Annotated in this window: 13 protein-coding genes and 1 tRNA gene; 5 read left to right on the top strand and 9 right to left on the bottom strand. The window is 34.5% G+C overall.

Features of this window, described 5'->3' with window-relative positions; translation table 11 throughout:
- Positions 1-629: 629 nt before the first annotated feature.
- Positions 630-703, bottom strand: a tRNA-Asn gene (locus tag UMM65_RS08915).
- A 284-nt stretch (positions 704-987) separates the two neighbouring features.
- On the opposite strand from UMM65_RS08915, the gene UMM65_RS08910 reads away from it, so the two are divergent.
- The 3 genes from UMM65_RS08910 (at position 988) to odhB (ending at position 6,025) form a co-directional block, all read left to right on the top strand.
- Complete coding sequence (locus UMM65_RS08910) at positions 988-3,720, top strand: 2-oxoglutarate dehydrogenase E1 component (protein ID WP_321976156.1); 2,733 nt, start codon at positions 988-990, stop codon at positions 3,718-3,720.
- 1 nt (position 3,721) lies between these two features.
- The gene (locus UMM65_RS08905; protein WP_321976155.1) at positions 3,722-4,687 is read left to right on the top strand and encodes a peptidoglycan DD-metalloendopeptidase family protein; all 966 of its coding nucleotides are present in this window, start codon (positions 3,722-3,724) and stop codon (positions 4,685-4,687) included.
- Positions 4,688-4,759: 72 nt separating this feature from the next.
- Positions 4,760-6,025 carry a 2-oxoglutarate dehydrogenase complex dihydrolipoyllysine-residue succinyltransferase gene (gene odhB / locus UMM65_RS08900; protein ID WP_321976154.1) on the top strand — a complete coding sequence of 422 codons (1,266 nt, stop codon included), beginning with the start codon at positions 4,760-4,762 and terminating at the stop codon, positions 6,023-6,025.
- Between the two features lie 54 nt (positions 6,026-6,079).
- On the opposite strand, the gene UMM65_RS08895 is transcribed toward odhB, so the two are convergent.
- The gene (locus tag UMM65_RS08895) at positions 6,080-6,910 is read right to left on the bottom strand and encodes a HEAT repeat domain-containing protein (protein ID WP_321976153.1); all 831 of its coding nucleotides are present in this window, start codon (positions 6,908-6,910) and stop codon (positions 6,080-6,082) included.
- Between the two features lie 41 nt (positions 6,911-6,951).
- On the opposite strand from UMM65_RS08895, the gene UMM65_RS08890 reads away from it, so the two are divergent.
- Positions 6,952-7,302 (top strand): YciI family protein, encoded by a 351-nt coding sequence (locus tag UMM65_RS08890; RefSeq protein ID WP_321976152.1) that lies wholly within the window; start codon positions 6,952-6,954, stop codon positions 7,300-7,302.
- A gap of 60 nt (positions 7,303-7,362) precedes the next feature.
- Positions 7,363-8,619: an RNA polymerase sigma factor gene (locus UMM65_RS08885; protein ID WP_321976151.1), complete on the top strand. Its 1,257-nt coding sequence runs from the start codon at positions 7,363-7,365 to the stop codon at positions 8,617-8,619.
- 36 nt (positions 8,620-8,655) lie between these two features.
- Here UMM65_RS08885 and UMM65_RS08880 read toward each other — a convergent pair whose 3' ends face one another.
- From UMM65_RS08880 to topA, 7 genes are all read right to left on the bottom strand, one after another.
- Positions 8,656-9,699 carry an NAD(P)/FAD-dependent oxidoreductase gene (locus tag UMM65_RS08880; RefSeq protein WP_321976150.1) on the bottom strand — a complete coding sequence of 348 codons (1,044 nt, stop codon included), beginning with the start codon at positions 9,697-9,699 and terminating at the stop codon, positions 8,656-8,658.
- Positions 9,700-10,035: 336 nt separating this feature from the next.
- Entirely contained in the window at positions 10,036-10,932 is an 897-nt protein-coding gene (gene porN / locus UMM65_RS08875) for a type IX secretion system ring subunit PorN/GldN (RefSeq protein ID WP_321976149.1), read from the bottom strand.
- Positions 10,933-10,944: 12 nt separating this feature from the next.
- On the bottom strand, positions 10,945-12,483 hold the full coding sequence (gene porM / locus UMM65_RS08870; protein ID WP_321976148.1) for a type IX secretion system motor protein PorM/GldM: 1,539 nt from the start codon (positions 12,481-12,483) through the stop codon (positions 10,945-10,947).
- A 55-nt stretch (positions 12,484-12,538) separates the two neighbouring features.
- Positions 12,539-13,183: a type IX secretion system motor protein PorL/GldL gene (porL, locus tag UMM65_RS08865; protein ID WP_321976147.1), complete on the bottom strand. Its 645-nt coding sequence runs from the start codon at positions 13,181-13,183 to the stop codon at positions 12,539-12,541.
- Between the two features lie 124 nt (positions 13,184-13,307).
- The gene (gene porK, locus UMM65_RS08860) at positions 13,308-14,696 is read right to left on the bottom strand and encodes a T9SS ring complex lipoprotein PorK/GldK (RefSeq protein ID WP_321976146.1); all 1,389 of its coding nucleotides are present in this window, start codon (positions 14,694-14,696) and stop codon (positions 13,308-13,310) included.
- 130 nt (positions 14,697-14,826) lie between these two features.
- Positions 14,827-15,984: a formimidoylglutamase gene (locus UMM65_RS08855; protein ID WP_321976145.1), complete on the bottom strand. Its 1,158-nt coding sequence runs from the start codon at positions 15,982-15,984 to the stop codon at positions 14,827-14,829.
- Positions 15,985-16,038: 54 nt separating this feature from the next.
- A complete protein-coding gene (gene topA / locus UMM65_RS08850) occupies positions 16,039-18,525 on the bottom strand; it encodes a type I DNA topoisomerase (RefSeq protein ID WP_321976144.1) in 2,487 nt (828 codons plus the stop codon).
- Positions 18,526-18,659: the final 134 nt, after the last annotated feature.

Genomic DNA, 18,659 nt, shown 5'->3' with positions numbered 1-18,659 from the left:
CGCTACAAGATAAAATTACTGAGATGGTAAACCAACTAACTCCTGAACTTATAAAATCTATCACCAGTTATCAATTATACACTAAAACATTTTTTGAGTATTTTTAAATCAGAAATGGTATAACTTTAATGTCCTTATGGAATTTTACGAAGTTTTTTCAAGAGGCTATTAAAAACTTTTCTAATTAAAAAAGAAAGTTCCTTAATTATCAAAAAAGGCATAAAGACCAAATTCTCAAATTGCTTCATTTTATGATCCAATTGGTTGTTATATCGCCTATCTTTTTTCATCCTTTAATTTACAAAAAAGAACGCGAAAAAAGTAAAATTTACATCATAAAATTAGGTTGCATTTACCCTAAAAACAATAGGCAACATTATCCTTATTTTGTTGCATTACCTTATATCCATACTTTATTTTTTCACGAGTAAGATTTTTATACAAAAGGTTTGACTAAAGTTATTTCTTCTTTTGAGAAATCTAAGAAAAGAATTGATTAAGTCTCTGAGAAGTATTATCTTGCAGTAAATGAATTCAAAATCTATTAAAATAATTTCTGCGTGCAAATTGCGTGCAAATGAAAAAAGACCTTAAAAGTACAACTACTCTTAAAGCCTTTCTCTGTTAAGCTCCCCCTCTTGGGCTCGAACCAAGGACCCTCTGATTAACAGTCAGATGCTCTAACCAACTGAGCTAAGGAGGAATATTTTGTTTATAATAAATAATTGCCTATTTGACAACTAAATTCCTTATATGACACTACCGGAATGATAAAGCTCAGTTCTGAGCCCTGTCTGCAGGCAGCTAAGGAGAATATTAGATTTCTCTAAAAATTCAGTCTGCAAATATAAAAGTTTTTCCATTTCTTACAACATATAATAAGAAAATTTTCGCATTAATTTTTTGATGGTCTAACTAGAGGGGATATATTATTTTATATACATAAATATTGTATTTTTGTTATTCATATAATAGAATTTTAGATTAATGGATAGGTTTTCTTTTTTAAATGCAGCTCACACAGGTTTTATTGAAGATTTGTATCACAAATATTTGTCAAATCCCGATGCTGTTGAACCCAGTTGGAGAAGTTTTTTTCAAGGGTACGACCTTGCCAATGCAGATTATAGCTTAAATGGAGATGCAAGTGCATCTGATATTAAAGTTCCAGAGCATGTATTCAAAGAATTTCAGGTTATAGAATTAATAAATGGATATCGTTCCAGAGGCCACTTATTTACCAAAACAAATCCTGTTAGAGAGCGTAGAAAGTATGAACCAACGCTTGATATTGAAAATTTCGGATTGTCAGAAAATGATCTAGATACCGTTTTTGATGCGGGTGAGATTTTGAGTATCGGTAGCAAAACCTTACGGGAAATTATTAAGCATCTAGAAGCTATTTATTGTGATTCTATCGGGATAGAATATATGTATATCCGTAAACCCGAAGAAATTAAATGGTGGCAAAATAAGTTGAACGAAAATGATAACCATCCACAATATGATGTTGAGAAGAAAAAGTATATTCTTTCAAAACTCAACCAAGCCGTTACTTTTGAACAATTTTTACAGACTAAATACGTAGGTCAAAAACGTTTTTCACTTGAAGGTGGTGAGGCTCTTATACCCGCTATCAGTAATATGCTTTATCAGGCAGTAAACAAACATCAATTGGAAGAATGTGTTTTAGGGATGGCTCATAGAGGGCGTTTAAATACCTTGACCAATATTTTTAGAAAACCCGTTAGAGAACTGTTTAGCGAATTTGAAGGTAAAGATTTTGAAGACGACACCATTGATGGTGATGTAAAATATCACATGGGGTTAACCTTGAACAAAACCTATCAGAACGGAAAAGAAATAAAGATGAACCTGGTGCCTAATCCATCTCATCTTGAAACAGTTGATGCCGTGGCAGAGGGCATTACCAGAGCAAAAATTGATAAAAAATATAATGGGGATTCTTCTAAAATATTGCCCATTTTAATACATGGAGATGCCGCTATTGCTGGTCAGGGTATTGTTTACGAAGTTATCCAAATGGCTAAATTAAATGGTTATAAAACTGGAGGAACAATTCACATCGTGGTTAACAATCAAATCGGTTTTACCACAAATTATTTAGACGCACGTTCAAGCACCTATTGTACCGATGTCGGTAAAGTTACATTATCGCCAGTGTTGCATGTTAATGCCGATGATGCAGAAGCTGTAGTGCACGCTACCGAGATGGCTTTGGAATTTAGAATGAAATTTCAGCGTGATGTTTTTATAGATTTACTGGGATATAGAAAATATGGACATAACGAGGGAGATGAACCACGTTTTACCCAACCAAAACTTTATAAGGCTATTGCCAAACATAAAAATCCGAAAGAGATTTACACGGATAAGTTATTGCAAGAGGGAACAGTTGATGATGCCTATATTGAAAAAATAAAGGACGATTACAAGTCGATGCTTGAAACGGAATATGAAAAATCTAAGGAAGATGAAACTTCAGTGGTAAAACCATTTATGGAAAGTACATGGCAGGATTTTGTACGTGCCGATGAGCAAGAAATGCTGAAATCTTTAGATACTACATATTCGATAAAAGACCTAAAAGGAATTGCCAATGTGATTTCTCACGTTCCAGAGGGTGCTAACTTTGTCAGAAAAGCAGAAAGAATCCTGAACGATAGAGCTAAAATGATCGATGCCGACAATCTAGATTGGGGCTTGGCCGAAACATTAGCCTATGGTTCGCTTTTAGAAGAGGGTTTTAATGTTCGTATTTCAGGGCAAGATGTGGAACGAGGTACATTTAGTCACAGACATGCCATTTTACGTGACGAGGTTACTGAAGAAAGAATAAATTTATTAAACAGTAATCCCAACAATAATGGCGAAATGACCATCTACAATTCTTTGTTGTCCGAATACGGCGTACTTGGTTTTGATTATGGTTATGCCATGGCCTATCCAAATACATTGACCATTTGGGAAGCTCAATTTGGCGATTTTAGCAATGGTGCTCAAATTATTTTTGACCAATATATGTCAGCTGCCGAAGATAAATGGAAACTTCAAAACGGTATTGTGGTATTGTTGCCACATGGTTACGAGGGTCAAGGTTCTGAGCATTCTTCGGCAAGAATTGAGCGGTATTTACAATTATGTGCCGTTCATAATATGTCTGTTGCCAATTGTACAACACCAGCAAACTTCTATCATTTGTTACGAAGGCAAATGAAAAGGAATTACAGAAAACCTTTGATCGTGTTTACGCCTAAAAGTTTATTGCGTCATCCTAAAGCGGTTTCAACATTAAACGATTTGGCCAAAGGAGAGTTCCAAACGATAATTGATGATAATGTGAAACGTGATAAAATTAAAAAATTGGTGTTTTGTTCTGGAAAATTCTATTATGATTTACTGGCAGAGCGTGAAGAGTTAAAAAGGGAAGATATTGCATTTGTAAGGGTTGAACAGTTGTTCCCATTAGATTTAGAAAAAATTCAGAGCGTTATAGATAAATATAAAAATGTAGAACGCTATGTGTGGGCTCAAGAAGAACCTCAAAATATGGGGGCATGGAGCTATATGCTACAACGCTTTACTTTGGTTAAATTAGAAGTGGCCTCTAGACCATTTTATGCTGTACCAGCTGCTGGTTCTAGTGCTAGGTTTAAAAGAAGACAACAACGTGTGCTGGATTTGGTTTTTGATAAATAAAATGAAAAAAATATTCTTTATAATCATAGTAACTTTTGCAACGGTTCTTTCGGCCCAAACTGAAAAAATTGAATATAGAGAGATGGCTTCAAAGTTTAAGGATTTTTATAATTCAAAAAAATACGATTCTATCTTTTTAATGTTTGATGATGGGATGAAAAAAGCATTACCTAAAGAAAAGGCTCTATCTTTTTTTGAAAACAATGTGAGCCCGGCAGGAAATATTCTTGAAATGGAATTTACCCGAATAGAACAAGGAGCTCATGTTTATAAAAGTACTTTTGAGCACATGGTACTTAATATTTTTATAGGTTTAAATAAGTCTAATTTAATGAATGGGTTGCTGATAAAGCCTTATAAAGCGGCCGATTTGCCCAAATTAGAGCGGAATAGTACAAAAATGATTTTACCATTTAAAGAAGAATGGTTTGTCTTTTGGGGTGGTGAAGATGTTGCACAAAATTATCACATGGCAAATGAAAACCAACAATATGCATATGATTTGTTGATGGTTGATAGTGGTTCGTCATATAAAGGGGACGCCAAAAAAAATGAAAGTTATTTTGTTTTTGGAAAAGAAATAATAGCACCATGTGATGCTAAAGTAGTAAAGGTTATTTCTGGTGTACATGATAATGTTCCGGGTGAATTAAACCCAAAACAGTTGACCGGGAATACAATTGTATTGGAAACATCTCAAAAGGAATATATATTATTTGCCCATTTAAAAGAAAACTCAATTATTGTAAAAGAGGGTGATATGGTTAAGCAAGGTGAGGTTATGGCACAATGTGGTAACTCGGGCAATTCAACGGAAGCACATTTACATTTACAACTGCAAAATGTACCTGATTTTTTTCAGGCAACAGGTGCAAAGTTGTACTTTGACAAAATAATGGTTAACGGAAAATTAAAAGAAGATTATATTCCCGTCAAAGAAGATTATATAAAAAATACAAATAATTAATAAATTCCACTATTTTTGATTGGAATTTGTCCCGAAAGTTATCGGGATTAGATATTGAAATTTGATAAAATTATGATTTTAGAAATGAAAGTCCCTTCGCCGGGCGAATCGATTACCGAAGTAGAAATAGCCACTTGGTTGGTTGAAGATGGCGATTATGTTGAAAAAGATCAGGCTATTGCCGAGGTTGATTCTGACAAAGCAACGCTAGAATTACCTGCTGAAGAAAGCGGTATAATTACCCTAAAAGCGGAAGAAGGAGATGCCGTTGCCGTTGGGGCAGTAGTTTGCCATATTGATACAAGTGCAAAAAAACCTGGTAAAAAAGATGATGCTTTAAGTGGAGATGAAGGTTCTGGCGACAAAGCAGAAAAGGATTTAGTTGAGCAACGAGAAAAAACAACTCAAAAGGCAGATAGCGAAAAAGCCCCTCAACCAAATCAGGCAAAAGAAACCTATGCTAGTGGAGTAGCTTCGCCAGCGGCCAAAAAGATATTGGCTGAAAAGGGTATTGATGCCAACACAATAAAGGGAACTGGCAAAGATGGCAGAATTACCAAAGATGATGCTGTTAAAGCCGTACCGAGTATGGGCACTCCTACAACTGGTGGGGCAAGAGGTTCAGAACGTAAAAAACTATCAATGTTACGTCGTAAAGTGGCAGAACGTCTAGTATCGGTTAAAAACGAAACAGCCATGCTTACTACTTTTAACGAAGTGGATATGAAACCTATTTTTGATCTACGTAGCCAATACAAAGAAGATTTCAAGGCTAAACATGGGGTTGGTTTAGGGTTTATGAGCTTCTTTACCAAGGCTGTGGTTAGGGCATTACAAATGTATCCCGATGTAAATTCAATGATAGATGGCGATTTTAAGGTTTCTTATGATTTTCAAGATATATCTATAGCGGTTTCTGGTCCAAAGGGATTAATGGTGCCTGTAATCAGAAATGCAGAAAATTTAACGTTTAGAGGTGTTGAAGCTGAGGTAAAAAGATTGGCCATCCGTGCCAGGGAAGGTGAAATTACTATTGATGAGATGACCGGTGGTACATTTACCATTACCAATGGTGGCGTATTTGGTTCCATGTTGTCCACACCAATTATCAATCCACCTCAGAGTGCTATTTTAGGAATGCACAATATTGTTGAACGACCTGTAGCTATAAACGGAGCTGTTACTATTAGACCTATTATGTACGTAGCTCTTTCTTATGACCATAGAATTATTGATGGCAAAGAATCTGTTGGATTTTTAGTTGCGGTTAAGGAAGCATTAGAGAATCCTGAAGAATTATTAATGGATGGCAATGCCAAGAAAGCGTTGGAAATGTAATATTTAATCAGTGGAAGTTTAGCCCGAAATTCAATTGAATTTCGGGTTTTTTTATCAGTTTATAATGTAATTTTTATCGATATAATCAATAGCTTCTTGCTGTGTTAAAACAGCAAAATTTTTATAACGATGATGTACGTCAACAATTTCGTCTAAGGCTTCTTTAATTAATTCTTTGTTTTTCCATGTATTCAAATGAGAAATAACTGTGGCTAAACAACCTTTTTTATAGGCTATTTGACCCAAAACATGAATAAGTGTATTTCTAACCCTAGCAGTTTTGTCAAATTGTAGTTTGGCTAATAAAGGCAAAATATCCTGTGGATATTTTCTTCCTCTTAATTCAATACCATGACATATTTCCCGTCTAATTTCTTTATCGGGATGCTCAAGATAGTTTGCTGCCCAGCTTAAAACAGGTTTCGGATTTATTTCCCCCATTTTTTTAATTGAACCTATAACGGCATTTCTTACTGAGTGATGTTGGTCAAATAAACCAATATCAAAAAATTCTTGTACTTCTTCAAAATGAAATTTTCCTATTTCTCCAGCGGCATTTACCGTGGTTTGTCTTATTTTTTCATTATCTGATTTTAATAATTTTTTTAGAATATTTATTATGGTTGACCTGAGGTTTCTATTCGCATTATATGATTTACCAATAGCCTGGTATGTCGTTTTTCTAATATAAGTGTCTTCGTCAGATGCGTAGTTTATAATTTGGGTTATCCCATTATTTGAAATATCTTCAATAACTTGTTCATTGATTTTGTTAACCAAAACTGAGCGTTCATCTTTTAATAGATCATAAAAAGCCATATGCAGAACAAATAATTGTATAAAAATACTGAAAAATTGTCCAAAAAAGAATAACCGATACGTCATCAATATAGAAATTAATTATTAATCATTTAAAAAGTAATATTATGAGCAATTTTTTGTATTTATTTAGAGGTGGAGATGAAGAATGGAGTCAACAATCTCCTGAACAAATTCAGGCACATATGCAAAAATGGGGTGCATGGATGGGAGGCTTGAAAGAGAAAGGACAATTAGTGGATGGGCTACCATTAAACAAGGAAGGTAAAGTGGTTAGAGAGGCGGGTGAAATAGTAACCGACGGGCCTTTTACTGAAGGTACTGAAGTTGTAGGAGGTTATTTAATTGTAACCGCGAATGACCTTAATCATGCCGTTGAAATTTCAAAAGGATGTCCTATTTTTGACTATGAAGGTAGCCATGTTGAAGTCCGTGAAATTATGTCGATGGATATGTAATCATCTAATTTAATCAGTAAAAGTCCGTGTTAATACCTCGGACTTTTTTATTTTTATAAAATGGATATTAGTAGCAACTCAAATCTAATAGACCACATTTTTCGCTATGAGTATGGAAAAATGGTGTCCATACTTGTACATAAGTTTGGCTCTTCACAATTACAAAATATTGAAGATGCTGTGCATGAATCACTTATTAAAGCAATGCAATTATGGCCATACAAAGGAACTCCCAAAAATACAACAGGATGGCTGTTGCGAGTGGCCACTAATAAGCTGATTGACGACATACGGAAAGATAAAAAATTGATATTTAGTGAAGATGTTAGAACGTTTTTAAAAGATATAAATTCAAAAACACATACAGTTGAGCTCAATAGTGTGATTGAGGATAGTCAACTTAAAATGATATTTGCATGTTGCCACCCTTCAATCTCGCAAGAATATCAAATCATATTGAGTTTAAAATTAATTGGAGGATTTAGCAATAAAGAAATCGCTAAGGCTTTATTAAAAAAAGAAGAAACCATAGCTAAAGGATTTACCAGAGCTAAGAAAAAACTAAGCAAAAATATTAAAAGCCTAAAAATTCCAATTGAATTAGGACTTAGATCTCGGGTAAATATTGTTTTAAAAATTATTTATTTACTATTTTCAGAAGGTTATAGTGCTACTGAAGGTGAGGTGTTGATAAAAAAAGATATTTGTCATGAAGCCATTAGACTGGCATTATTGCTATCTAAAAATAAATATTGTAATAGGCCAGAGGTTAATGCCTTAATTGCATTGATGTGTTTCCATGCCTCACGGTTTGAAGCTCGAATTGACGAGAATAATGAACTTGTAGATTTAGAGCATCACGACAGGAGTAAATATGATAGAGATTTAATAATTCTAGGAAATCAATATTTAGGTTATGCCGTTGAACAGAGCGATGAACCATCTGTTTATCATCTACAGGCGGCCATTTCATATTGTTATTCATCAGCAAGAAATTTTGATGAAATAGACTGGGGAAGTATTTTAGAATTCTATGATATTCTTATTAGAAAGCAAAGATCTCCGTCAATACTATTAAATAGGTTAATATCATACAGTAAAGTGCGTGGAGCCAACGAGGCGTTGAAAGAGCTCAAGGTATATGAAAAAAGTCCAAATTTTATTGACAGCATGTTGTATCATGCCATTAAATCTGAACTATTAAAAGATTTGAATAGAATTGAGAAATCTAAAACCGCACTAAAAAAAGCTATTGAAAAATCCAATAGTATTTTAGAACAAAGATATTTCACAAAAAAGATAAGTCAATTAACTTAAATTAATGTAATATAGAAACTTTTAGAAGATGAAAGTTTAATTTTTAAAACGAGAAATATCAACTTCTTTAAGCAACTCTTGATTGTTTTCTAAATGATTATAGAGCTGTTTTGCCATTTTCGGGGCTAACATCACCCCTCTAGTGCCTAACCCATTTAAAATAGCTAGTTGAGGGTGGTTGGGGTGTTTACCAATAATAGGTCGCCTATCTTTTACTGTAGGTCTAATTCCTGCCTTTTGGTTAATAACCTTATAGGGAACTGTTATAATTTTTTGTAATTTATTTTCTAGTTCTTCTCTGGCTTCTCTTGTTGGGTTTGTCGTTTTATCTTCCCAATTAAAAGTAGCTCCCACTTTATAGGTATCATCACCTAAAGGCATAATAAACACAGATGATTTTATAGTAAAATCAATTTTAAGGTTAGGGGAGTGGATGTTCAATAATTCCCCTTTAGCTTCTTTTAACGGGACAGTTGCAAAATATGGATTTTTAACCACGCCATAACCTTCGCAAAAGATAATTTTTTTTGCTGTTATATTTTTATAGGATACTGAATTATCCATAAAGTTAATTTCAAAATAATCAAATCGCTCATTAATTAATTGATTTTTCTCAATTAAATAATTCTTATATGCTTCCAATAAGACTTCAGTACCAACTTTCCCCGTGTTGGTTATTTTTCCCAATCCGTAAGGTGCGTTTATTTTCTGAGTAGTGTTTTTAATGACTTTGGGAATCATATAATCAGTAAAAAAAGGTTTGTCACAAGCATTGAACCAGTTATTTTGCTCCTCTACCGAAGTGAAAATACGATAAATATCTAGTGGATGATCAATTTGAATATTTAACTTTTTTTCTAAACTTTTATAAAATGGGATAGCAATTTCCAATTGGTTAAAAGCATCCCAAACAGGGGTAAAGCGTTTTAGAATTACGGGATTGTAAACACCACCTGCTACACGAGAAGAATTTTGAGATTCATCTTCATAAACGGTAAATGATTTTTTATTACGTTCTAGTTCTTCAGCAAATGCCAAACCTGCTAATCCGAGGCCTACGATTATGTAATCGACTTTCATTTTGTAAAGGTAATGAGAATATGATGCTAATATAGAATCGAGATTTGAATATTTTAAACGAACTTAAATTAGTGTCAAGTGATAATTCCCCTCCTTATTTAAGGAGGGGGCCCATCATAAATATTATTTTTTGAAGATTCATAATGGGCGGGGTGGTAATTTTGGAAAATTAACCCCTCCGCCTATCGGCACCTCCCCTTGAAATTAAGGGGAGGACTTTACTTTCAACTTGAATTAGACACTTTTTAAAATTAAAAGAGATGTCACTGTTTTAACAAAAAAAAACTCCTACTCAATGAAGAGCAGAAGTTTTTCAGATATACTACAGTGAACTTGTTAGTAGTTCCACATGTCTAGTTCTTTATTTCTGATATCCTCTTTAAGTTTATCAGCTTCTAGAACTTGGAACAACGCATTTCCTTTTATATATTCGGCAACATCTCTATTACCATATATGTTCTCTTCTCTATAAATACTTGCCACAAAGCGACGTGCATTTAATAAATGATCGTAAGATAACGGGAACGCAGAGTTTTTATTGTTAAATACTTTCATTGCATGGGTTACTTCCCTGGCACCAGGATACCATACCCAAAATAAAGGGATCAGTTCATCCATACCACCACCTTGGTTTAGAAAGTTAACATCTGGTGCAACTGGTGCAATACCTAATAAACGGTATTTTAACTCACCTTGTCTTTTGTCGAAATACCAAACTCCTTTAATTTTAAGTCCGGCAATATCTCCAGAGGTTAAATCTGTTCTATCCACATACTCATCAGTGATCTCTTCACCTTGATTTAACAATTCGTAACCAGCATCACTAGTGTCAATTCTAGACAAACGTCCTTGGATTTCTTTGAAAGTTAATTTATTTTCAAAATAAGAATCGTCGTAAACATCTGCAATTTCGCCACTTTTAATACCTCTTAATAAAGTGTCATAAAGAGATCTTCTACTAGAGCTAATGTTGTTTGTATCTATTGGATAATAGAACGGTAAATTAATTTTTTCGTTCAAATCCACATACTCCCACACCACTTTAGACCAAAGGATATCTCTATCATCTATATAACCGTAAGGTAATGGTCCGTCATTATCAGCTGCTAATTGTTCTGCCGTTTTCATCCCGATTTCCTCAGGAATCTTTGCGTTTAACAAGTTAGCTTGTGCGTACATTGAGTTTGTTGCCAACACTACAACACACACTACTAAAAAACCTCTCCAATTCATAATATTTATTTTTTAATTTGTTAATTCTACATTTAATGGATTTACTTTCTTTAAGTAATACCCACTATTGCCAGTTAACGATGCTTTTACATCAAATATTGTAACCATATCGCCTTTTCTAGCTTTGCTCAACGCTCTAATAGCTGCGGCATTGAATTTTCTACCTTTAACAATAACCGTTGGCGAACCTGGAACTTTAACGCTAAATCCTGATACTCCGATTGATAAATCAAACTCGAAATCTGGGATTATAGCCGATATTGACATTTTTTGTAAAGAACTCTTAGGCATTTTAATTACACCGTACTGATTACCTCTAACTGCTGCTGTAGGAGCAGGGATATCTTTAATTCTAAACGTTTGTCCAGAAGTTACTGAAGATCCATCAGGTAATTTACCAGTTACATTAATTTTAACCGTTTTACCTTTTCCAGGACTCATCATATACTTACCTAAACCTGAGGCTTTACGCAAGCCCGGTGCATTCGCTGAAATTGAATTGTCAGGTACACCTGGCATTGAAATAGTAATAGGGTTTTGTACACCTCTATACACTACGTTCATTTTATCAGCTGAAATTACGGCACTGTTAGGCTTAGCAACTACGGCATATTTAGTATTAATTGGTAACCTAACTAAAGAGTCACCTTCTTTAAATACAAACTCTCCTTTAATTTCGTTTTCACCAACATTACCTGAAGGGAAGTCTAAAACAGCACCACCACCTTCAATATTTGTAATTTCTTTACCATTTACAATTACTTTGGTCGGTTTTAAAGTAGCATCGTATTTACCCAATACAATTTTACCTTTAAAGTTCGCACCTTGCAAAGTTGCAGGATTTTCAGGTACTAAAATCGTAGTATAGTTTCTCATAGAAACATCACTCTCTAATTGACCTTGAACCATTGCCATTAACATCTCGTTTTCAGTAGTTTTTATATCTGCTTGAATTTGAGATAAGTTGGTAATTGTCGTAATTAAAGGAAAACCTTCGTAACGGTTATTTAACCATGGTTGCGTACCATCTTCTGTTTTTTGCTCAGAGGTGTCAAAACGTGTATTTACTTTAGCTGCAATACTTTCGTATTTATCTCCTAAAAGAGCGGTTACCTCGGTACGGTATTGGTTCATTTTATCTAAAAATGCTTGACCTTGCTCGCTCGGTTTTTCTCCTTTAAAGAAGAAGGTGTTACCTGCATCTTCGCTATCCATAGACTCATAAGCTGTTGGGTCTTCAACACCTTTGGTCAACTCTTCTTTCATCTTTTCAAGATGAGCGTTAAAGTCTAACGATAAAGCTTGCACTTTTTGAGCATTGGTATTGTGTTCTGCATACTTCTCGGGCTGATCGGCTGCTTTCGTAGCCAAATTAGCATAAGTTGCTGCATTTTGTTGTTCCGCTGACACGTTGGATGCTGTCAGTTTTTCGTTCATGAAACCAAAGGCGGATAAAACTTGTTTTGACATATTCATTGCTAACATCGCGATGAATACCAAATACATTAAGTTAATCATTTTCTGCCTTGGTGATAGTTTGCCTCCTGCCATTTTTTCTAATTAGTTTTAGTTAATAGTTGGGTTAAATTACTTTTTAATCTACTAATTAGTTTCTGTTTGACATAGCAGATAGCATACCTCCATATACACCATTTAATGATGATAAGTTTGTAGCTAAAGATTCCATTTGATCTTTCAGTTTAACTGTGTTTTCAGCAACAGCTTCACTTAATTCAGATTGTTTTGCAGCACTTTCATATTGTACTTTATACAAGCTGTTTAAAGATTCCATGTTAGAAGCAGCCAATGTTAATTGCTCGCTGTATTTACTAGTTGCGGCAACTGAGTTTGCAGCGGGTGCAATGTTTTCGGCAGCACCTGCAAAGTTTTGGATGCTTGTAGATAATCTATTCATTTTTTCAGCATCTAGATTTGCTTCAGCTAACATTGTATCTAACTTATCAGATAACATGCTTTCAGCATCTCCTTTACCAGCAATACGATCTGAACCTTCGCCACCTGCTAATTCAGGATATACTAAAGACCAGTCTAAATCTTCATCTACTGGTTCAAAAGCGGATAGGAAGAAAATAAGTGCTTCCGTTACCAGACCAATAGTTAACATTACACCACCGGTAAGTGGTCCGATGCTAAAGTGTAAGATTTTGAATAATGCTCCAATTAATACAACAGAAGCTCCTAGGCCGTAGGCCATGTTCATAAATTTTTTCTTTTTAAGTGATTGTGCCATAATTTTTCTTTTTTCGGGTTAATTTTAATTAATAATTTTTAGTTGGTTTATTTTAACGTTGTTTATTGATAATTATTATAGGATATTTTTAATTGTTATTAAATAGTTGTTAACTGTTTTTCTATTATTTAACACCCATATAATCTTGTACGGTTCTAAAGCCTATGTAGCTTCTTGCCGAATCTCCATATTCATAGTCTCTCGTACTTACTTCTAAGAAATAAGCTACATCTTTCCATGATCCACCTCTAATTACTTTTCTTTTGTTACCGCTATCGTTAACATTCGGGTTCATTGTAGAACCTAAGTAATAAGATGCAGGGTCGTAAGCGGTATCTGTCCATTCAGAAACATTACCTGCCATGTTGTACAATCCATAATCATTAGGTGTAAAAGATTTAGCTTCCATAGTGTAAAGTGCACCATCTGCAGCATAATCGCCCCTTTGTGGTTTAAAGTTTGCCATAAAACAACCTCTGTCTGTTACCGTGTAAGGACCACCCCAAGGATATTTTGCGTATTCCAAACCTCCACGAGCAGCGAACTCCCATTCGGTCTCAGTAGGTAATCTAAAGTTAGGAACTTTACCACCACCTTTTTTATTAGATAAATATCTGTTTTTCTTTTGTGTTCTAAAATCGCAAAAAGCTTTGGCTTGTTGCCATGTAACACCAACAACAGGGTAGTCATTGTATGCCTGATGCCAAAAATAATCTTGGTGCATCGGGTCATTGTAAGAGTAATTGAAATCTCTTACCCATACCGTTGTATCAGGATATATTTCTACTGTATTTTTCTTGATAAAATCTTTTCTGTTACTGCTATTTCTAGCAGCACCTTCTCTATCAAAAGTATAATATAAATAAGATAATTTTTTAGTGTTGATAATTCTTCTACCATCAAAAACCTCGGTTATTGGTAAGTATAAACTGTCCATCGCTTCTGCATAACTTGCATCAGGATATTCAGCTACGTTCCAAACCAATTCTGGTTCCCAGTTTAGGGCCTTACCTTCTGTAGGAGAATTCAAATCGCCCAAACTACCATAGTTATCCATCATATATTTGTAATATACATTGGCTGTGGTATCTGGTTCGGCAAATTTATATTTTTGAATTCCATCTCCATTACCCGTAGATGGGCCGGCATCTAAATCGGCACTAGCAGCACCAAAACCTTGCTCTTCTGCAAGAATTGCTAATTGCGTTCTTACGATAGAATCTCTTACCCAAACTACAAACTCTCTATACTCTGCGTTTGTAATTTCGGTTTCGTCCATATAAAATGGTCTAACGGTTACTGTTCTAGATGGTGTATTTAATGCACCAGCAATGTCCTCATCGGTTTTACCCATGGTAAAAGCACCACCTGGAATCAATGTCATTCCTAATGGTTTTTCCGGGAAAAATTTCTTTTTAGACCTAACACCTGTTAACTCTCCTCTGTCGCTAGATCCACAACTGGTTGCTAAAGCAAATACAGCAAGTAAAAAATAAACGGTTACTTTTTTCATAAATGTAAATTTAGTATCCCTTTAAGGGGAAAAATACTATTTGTTTTATTAAAACTATTTTGATAAAAAACAATTTTTTGATTTCGTAGAATCACTTTAAGAACGCAGAAAAAATATTTTTAGTGTGTAACTAATTTAATTTTCTAAAAGTTTTCCACCATCTTTCGGGAATAACTTGATTTCCTGCTCTTAAATAATCTTGATACGTACATGGTATTAACGTATGCTTCGTAGTTTTATTATTCGGATGTTCAACTTCCATCCACCATCTATCACTTTTATTACTTTTGAAGAAATTAATAGTAGTATCTTCAATAGGTACTATGTATTTTTTGTAATCTTTTTTTGAAGTAAAAGGATATTCATTGGTTCTGAAATTATAACCTTCTATAAAATACCATATCATTTGTGCAATTAAATGTGCGGTTTGGTCTTTTTCGTCCAGCTTGGCATTGTATTCATATATACCAAAAGAAGAAACTTTATCGCTTATGCCGGCATATCTAGAAATGGCACAAATGGTTTCCCCATAAAATCCGTTAGGAACTGCGTTATTGTTCGCAGGAGCTTCAGCTCTTCGAACAGCACCAATATCTATACTCACCACATCGGTATCACGTAATACAGGCTCAACAAGTTTTACATCATTCGCAATTTCTCCCAATCTGTAAATATCGAAATACAATTTTTCCAACAGATCTATTTCTTCTTGTGAGTTAAAATAGGTCTGGTAACCAATATTGCTATAATTAAACAAATTGTTCGGTTTGTCTAAGATTATCTTATTCAAAAAAGAAGTGGAAGATATTTCATCTTCAATATGGCCAAGATCAAATTTGGTATCAACGGTTGTTAAGTTAACCATTTGTTCCAAGTTATCATAAGCTCGGTAATTGGCATAAGTCAAATCTTGACCGCCACCTATAATAATAGGTATAATATTATTTTTAACTAAATATAATATTATTTCTTGTAAGGCGAAGTACGAATCTTCTTCTTCTTCGCCTTGTGGAATGTTACCTAAGTCAACAATATTGGAAAACCAATTGCCTGGGAATAATTGATATAAATATTTGCGGATGATGCTGAAATCTTTTCCTGCCCCGCGATTGTCTTCTGATCTTCTACCTTCATTAACCCCAATAATGGCGATATGTATACCGTCTAATTCCGGAAGTCCGTTTTGTTTTGAATGGATATGGATTTTTTTCCCTAAACTCTGATTAGATAATAAAGCTGCATGTGCAACCACAGCGTCTTCAACAGGATTTAAGAATTCAAAGCTCATTGTTTAATAATTGGTTATTTGGATTGGAATCGGAATGAGAGTTTAAGAATTATACTATTTTTTCTTTTTAACTGTCTTTTTTCTAGTTTTTTTCTTTGGCGTTTTCTTTTCAATTATTTCTTGTACTTCTTCCAAAGTCAATTTTTCTACTTTGGTGGTTTTAGGTAGTTCAATTTTTATTTTACCTTTTATAATGTTAAACCTGCCCCAACGTGCTTTTTCAACTTTAATTCCTTCTGCTTCCCAATGGTGGATCAATTTTTCTTTTTCTTTTCTGATTTTATCCTCAATCAATTCTTCAATATCTGATTGCGACAAATTATCAAAATCGTATTTTTTGTTTACGTTGATAAACATACCATCATATTTGATAAAGGGACCAAACCTGCCCACCCCTTTTTGAACGGGCAATTTTTTATAATGAGCTATCGGTGCATCGGCCTCTTGTTTGGCTATAATCAATTCTTTAGCTCTGTCCATATCTACGGACATTGGATTTTCACCTTTATCAAGAGAAATAAACTTTTTACCAAATTTTACATAAGGTCCAAATCGACCATTATTTACGATGACCTCTTCACCTTCGTAATTACCTATTGTTTTAGGTAATTTAAAAAGATCCATAGCTTCCTCATAGGTTACGGTTTCAATTGTTTGATCGTTTTGCAAACCAGCAAACTTAGGTTTCTCTTCATCGGTAACTTCGCCAATTTGCACCATAGCCCCAAAACGCCCTAAACGAGCATATACGTTTTTGCCAGATTCTGGGTCAACCCCTAACAAACGTTCTCCTTTGGCTCTTTCGGCATTTTCGGAAACATCTTCAACTATAGGGTGGAACTTGGTGTAAAAATCTTTGATCATAGAGGTCCAATCTTCCTTTCCAGCGGCGATATCATCAAATTCTTCTTCTACTTTGGCGGTAAATCCAAAATCTAATACGGTTTTAAAATGCTCAACTAAAAAGTCGTTTACGATTTTACCAATATCCGTTGGTACTAATTTTCCTTTGTCAGAACCTACCTTTTCGGTCAATTCCTTTTCGGATACTTTACCGGATTTTAATTTTAATTCGGTATATTTTCTTTCCACACCATCAATAGTGCCTTTAACAACATATTCTCTACGTTGTATGGTAGAAATTGTCGGTGCATAAGTGGAAGGGCGACCGATGCCTAATTCTTCCAATTGCTTTACCAAAGAGGCTTCAGTAAATCTCCCAGGAGGTCTAGTGTAACGCTCCGTAGCGGTGATATATTTGTTTTTTAATTTTTCGTTTACAGATAGTTTTGGTAACATGCCTTCTTGTTCCTCATCTTCATTATCAGTACCTTCTAAATATACTTTTAAAAAACCGTCAAAGGTAATTACTTCACCATTTGCAGTTAAAATTTCTTTATTGTTTGTATTGCTGATTTTTACATTGGTACGTTCCAATTGAGCCTCGCTCATTTGAGAGGCCAAAGTCCTTTTCCAAATCAAACTGTATAATCTATCTTCGTCCCTTCCTAAAGAAACTTCTTGAAGGCTCATATCCGTTGGTCTGATGGCTTCGTGAGCTTCTTGAGCACCTTTTGATTTCGATTTAAAATTTCGAGGTTTGCTATATTTTTGCCCGTAAGAGGAAATAATTTCTTCTTGAGCTGCTTTTTTAGCATCCTCGGACAAATTTACGCTATCCGTTCTCATATACGTTATCAATCCCGCTTCATATAAGCGTTGGGCCATAATCATTGTTTTGGCTACAGGAAAATATAATTTTCGTGAGGCTTCTTGTTGTAATGTTGAGGTTGTGAAAGGAGCTGCAGGCGATTTTTTCGCTGGTTTGGTTTGTAAGTCGGCTACTTTGAAATGAGCATTCAAACAAGAGTTTAAAAACTTTTCGGCCTCATCTCTGGTTTCAAAATTCTTAGGTAGTTTAGCTTTAAATGTTTTACCTTCTTCATTGCTAAATTCCGCATCAATTCTATAAGACGCAACGGGATTAAAATTTTCAATATCACGTTCACGTTCTACAATTAAACGTACAGCAACGGATTGTACCCTACCTGCGGATAATCCACCTTTTACTTTACGCCACAAAACAGGTGAAAGTTCATAACCTACCAACCTATCTAAAACCCTACGTGCTTGTTGTGCATTTACTAAATTGTAATTGATGCTCCTGGGATTTTCAACTGCTTTTAGAATGGCATTTTTAGTAATTTCGTGAAAAACAATACGTTTCGTGTTATCTTTATCTAACTTTAATTGCTCAAATAAATGCCAAGCAATGGCCTCCCCCTCACGATCTTCATCACTTGCTAACCAAACGGTATCAACTTTTTTGGCAATATCCTTTAATTTTTTTACTACAGCTTTCTTGTCGGATGATACAATATATTCTGGACTAAAATCTCCATCTACATTAACACCTAGTTCTTTGGAAGGTAAATCGGCTATATGACCATAACTAGATTCGACCTGAAAATCTTTACCTAAAAATTTTTCAATGGTTTTTGCTTTTGCAGGTGACTCAACAATTACTAAATTTTTTGCCATATACTTTGGTTCAGAGTTAATTTTTCACGGTTCAAGGTTGATTGTAGTCAACATATTGAACACTATTTTGAAAGTGCAAAAGTATATAGAATTTTTTTAATGTGGTTATTGAGTGTATAAATTAGTCGGTGGGC

This window comes from Aureibaculum koreense (genome assembly GCF_034296135.1).
Lineage (GTDB): Bacteria > Bacteroidota > Bacteroidia > Flavobacteriales > Flavobacteriaceae > Aureibaculum.
The sequence above is the reverse complement of the archived record's forward strand: the minus strand, read 5'-3'. Positions and strand labels throughout refer to the sequence as shown.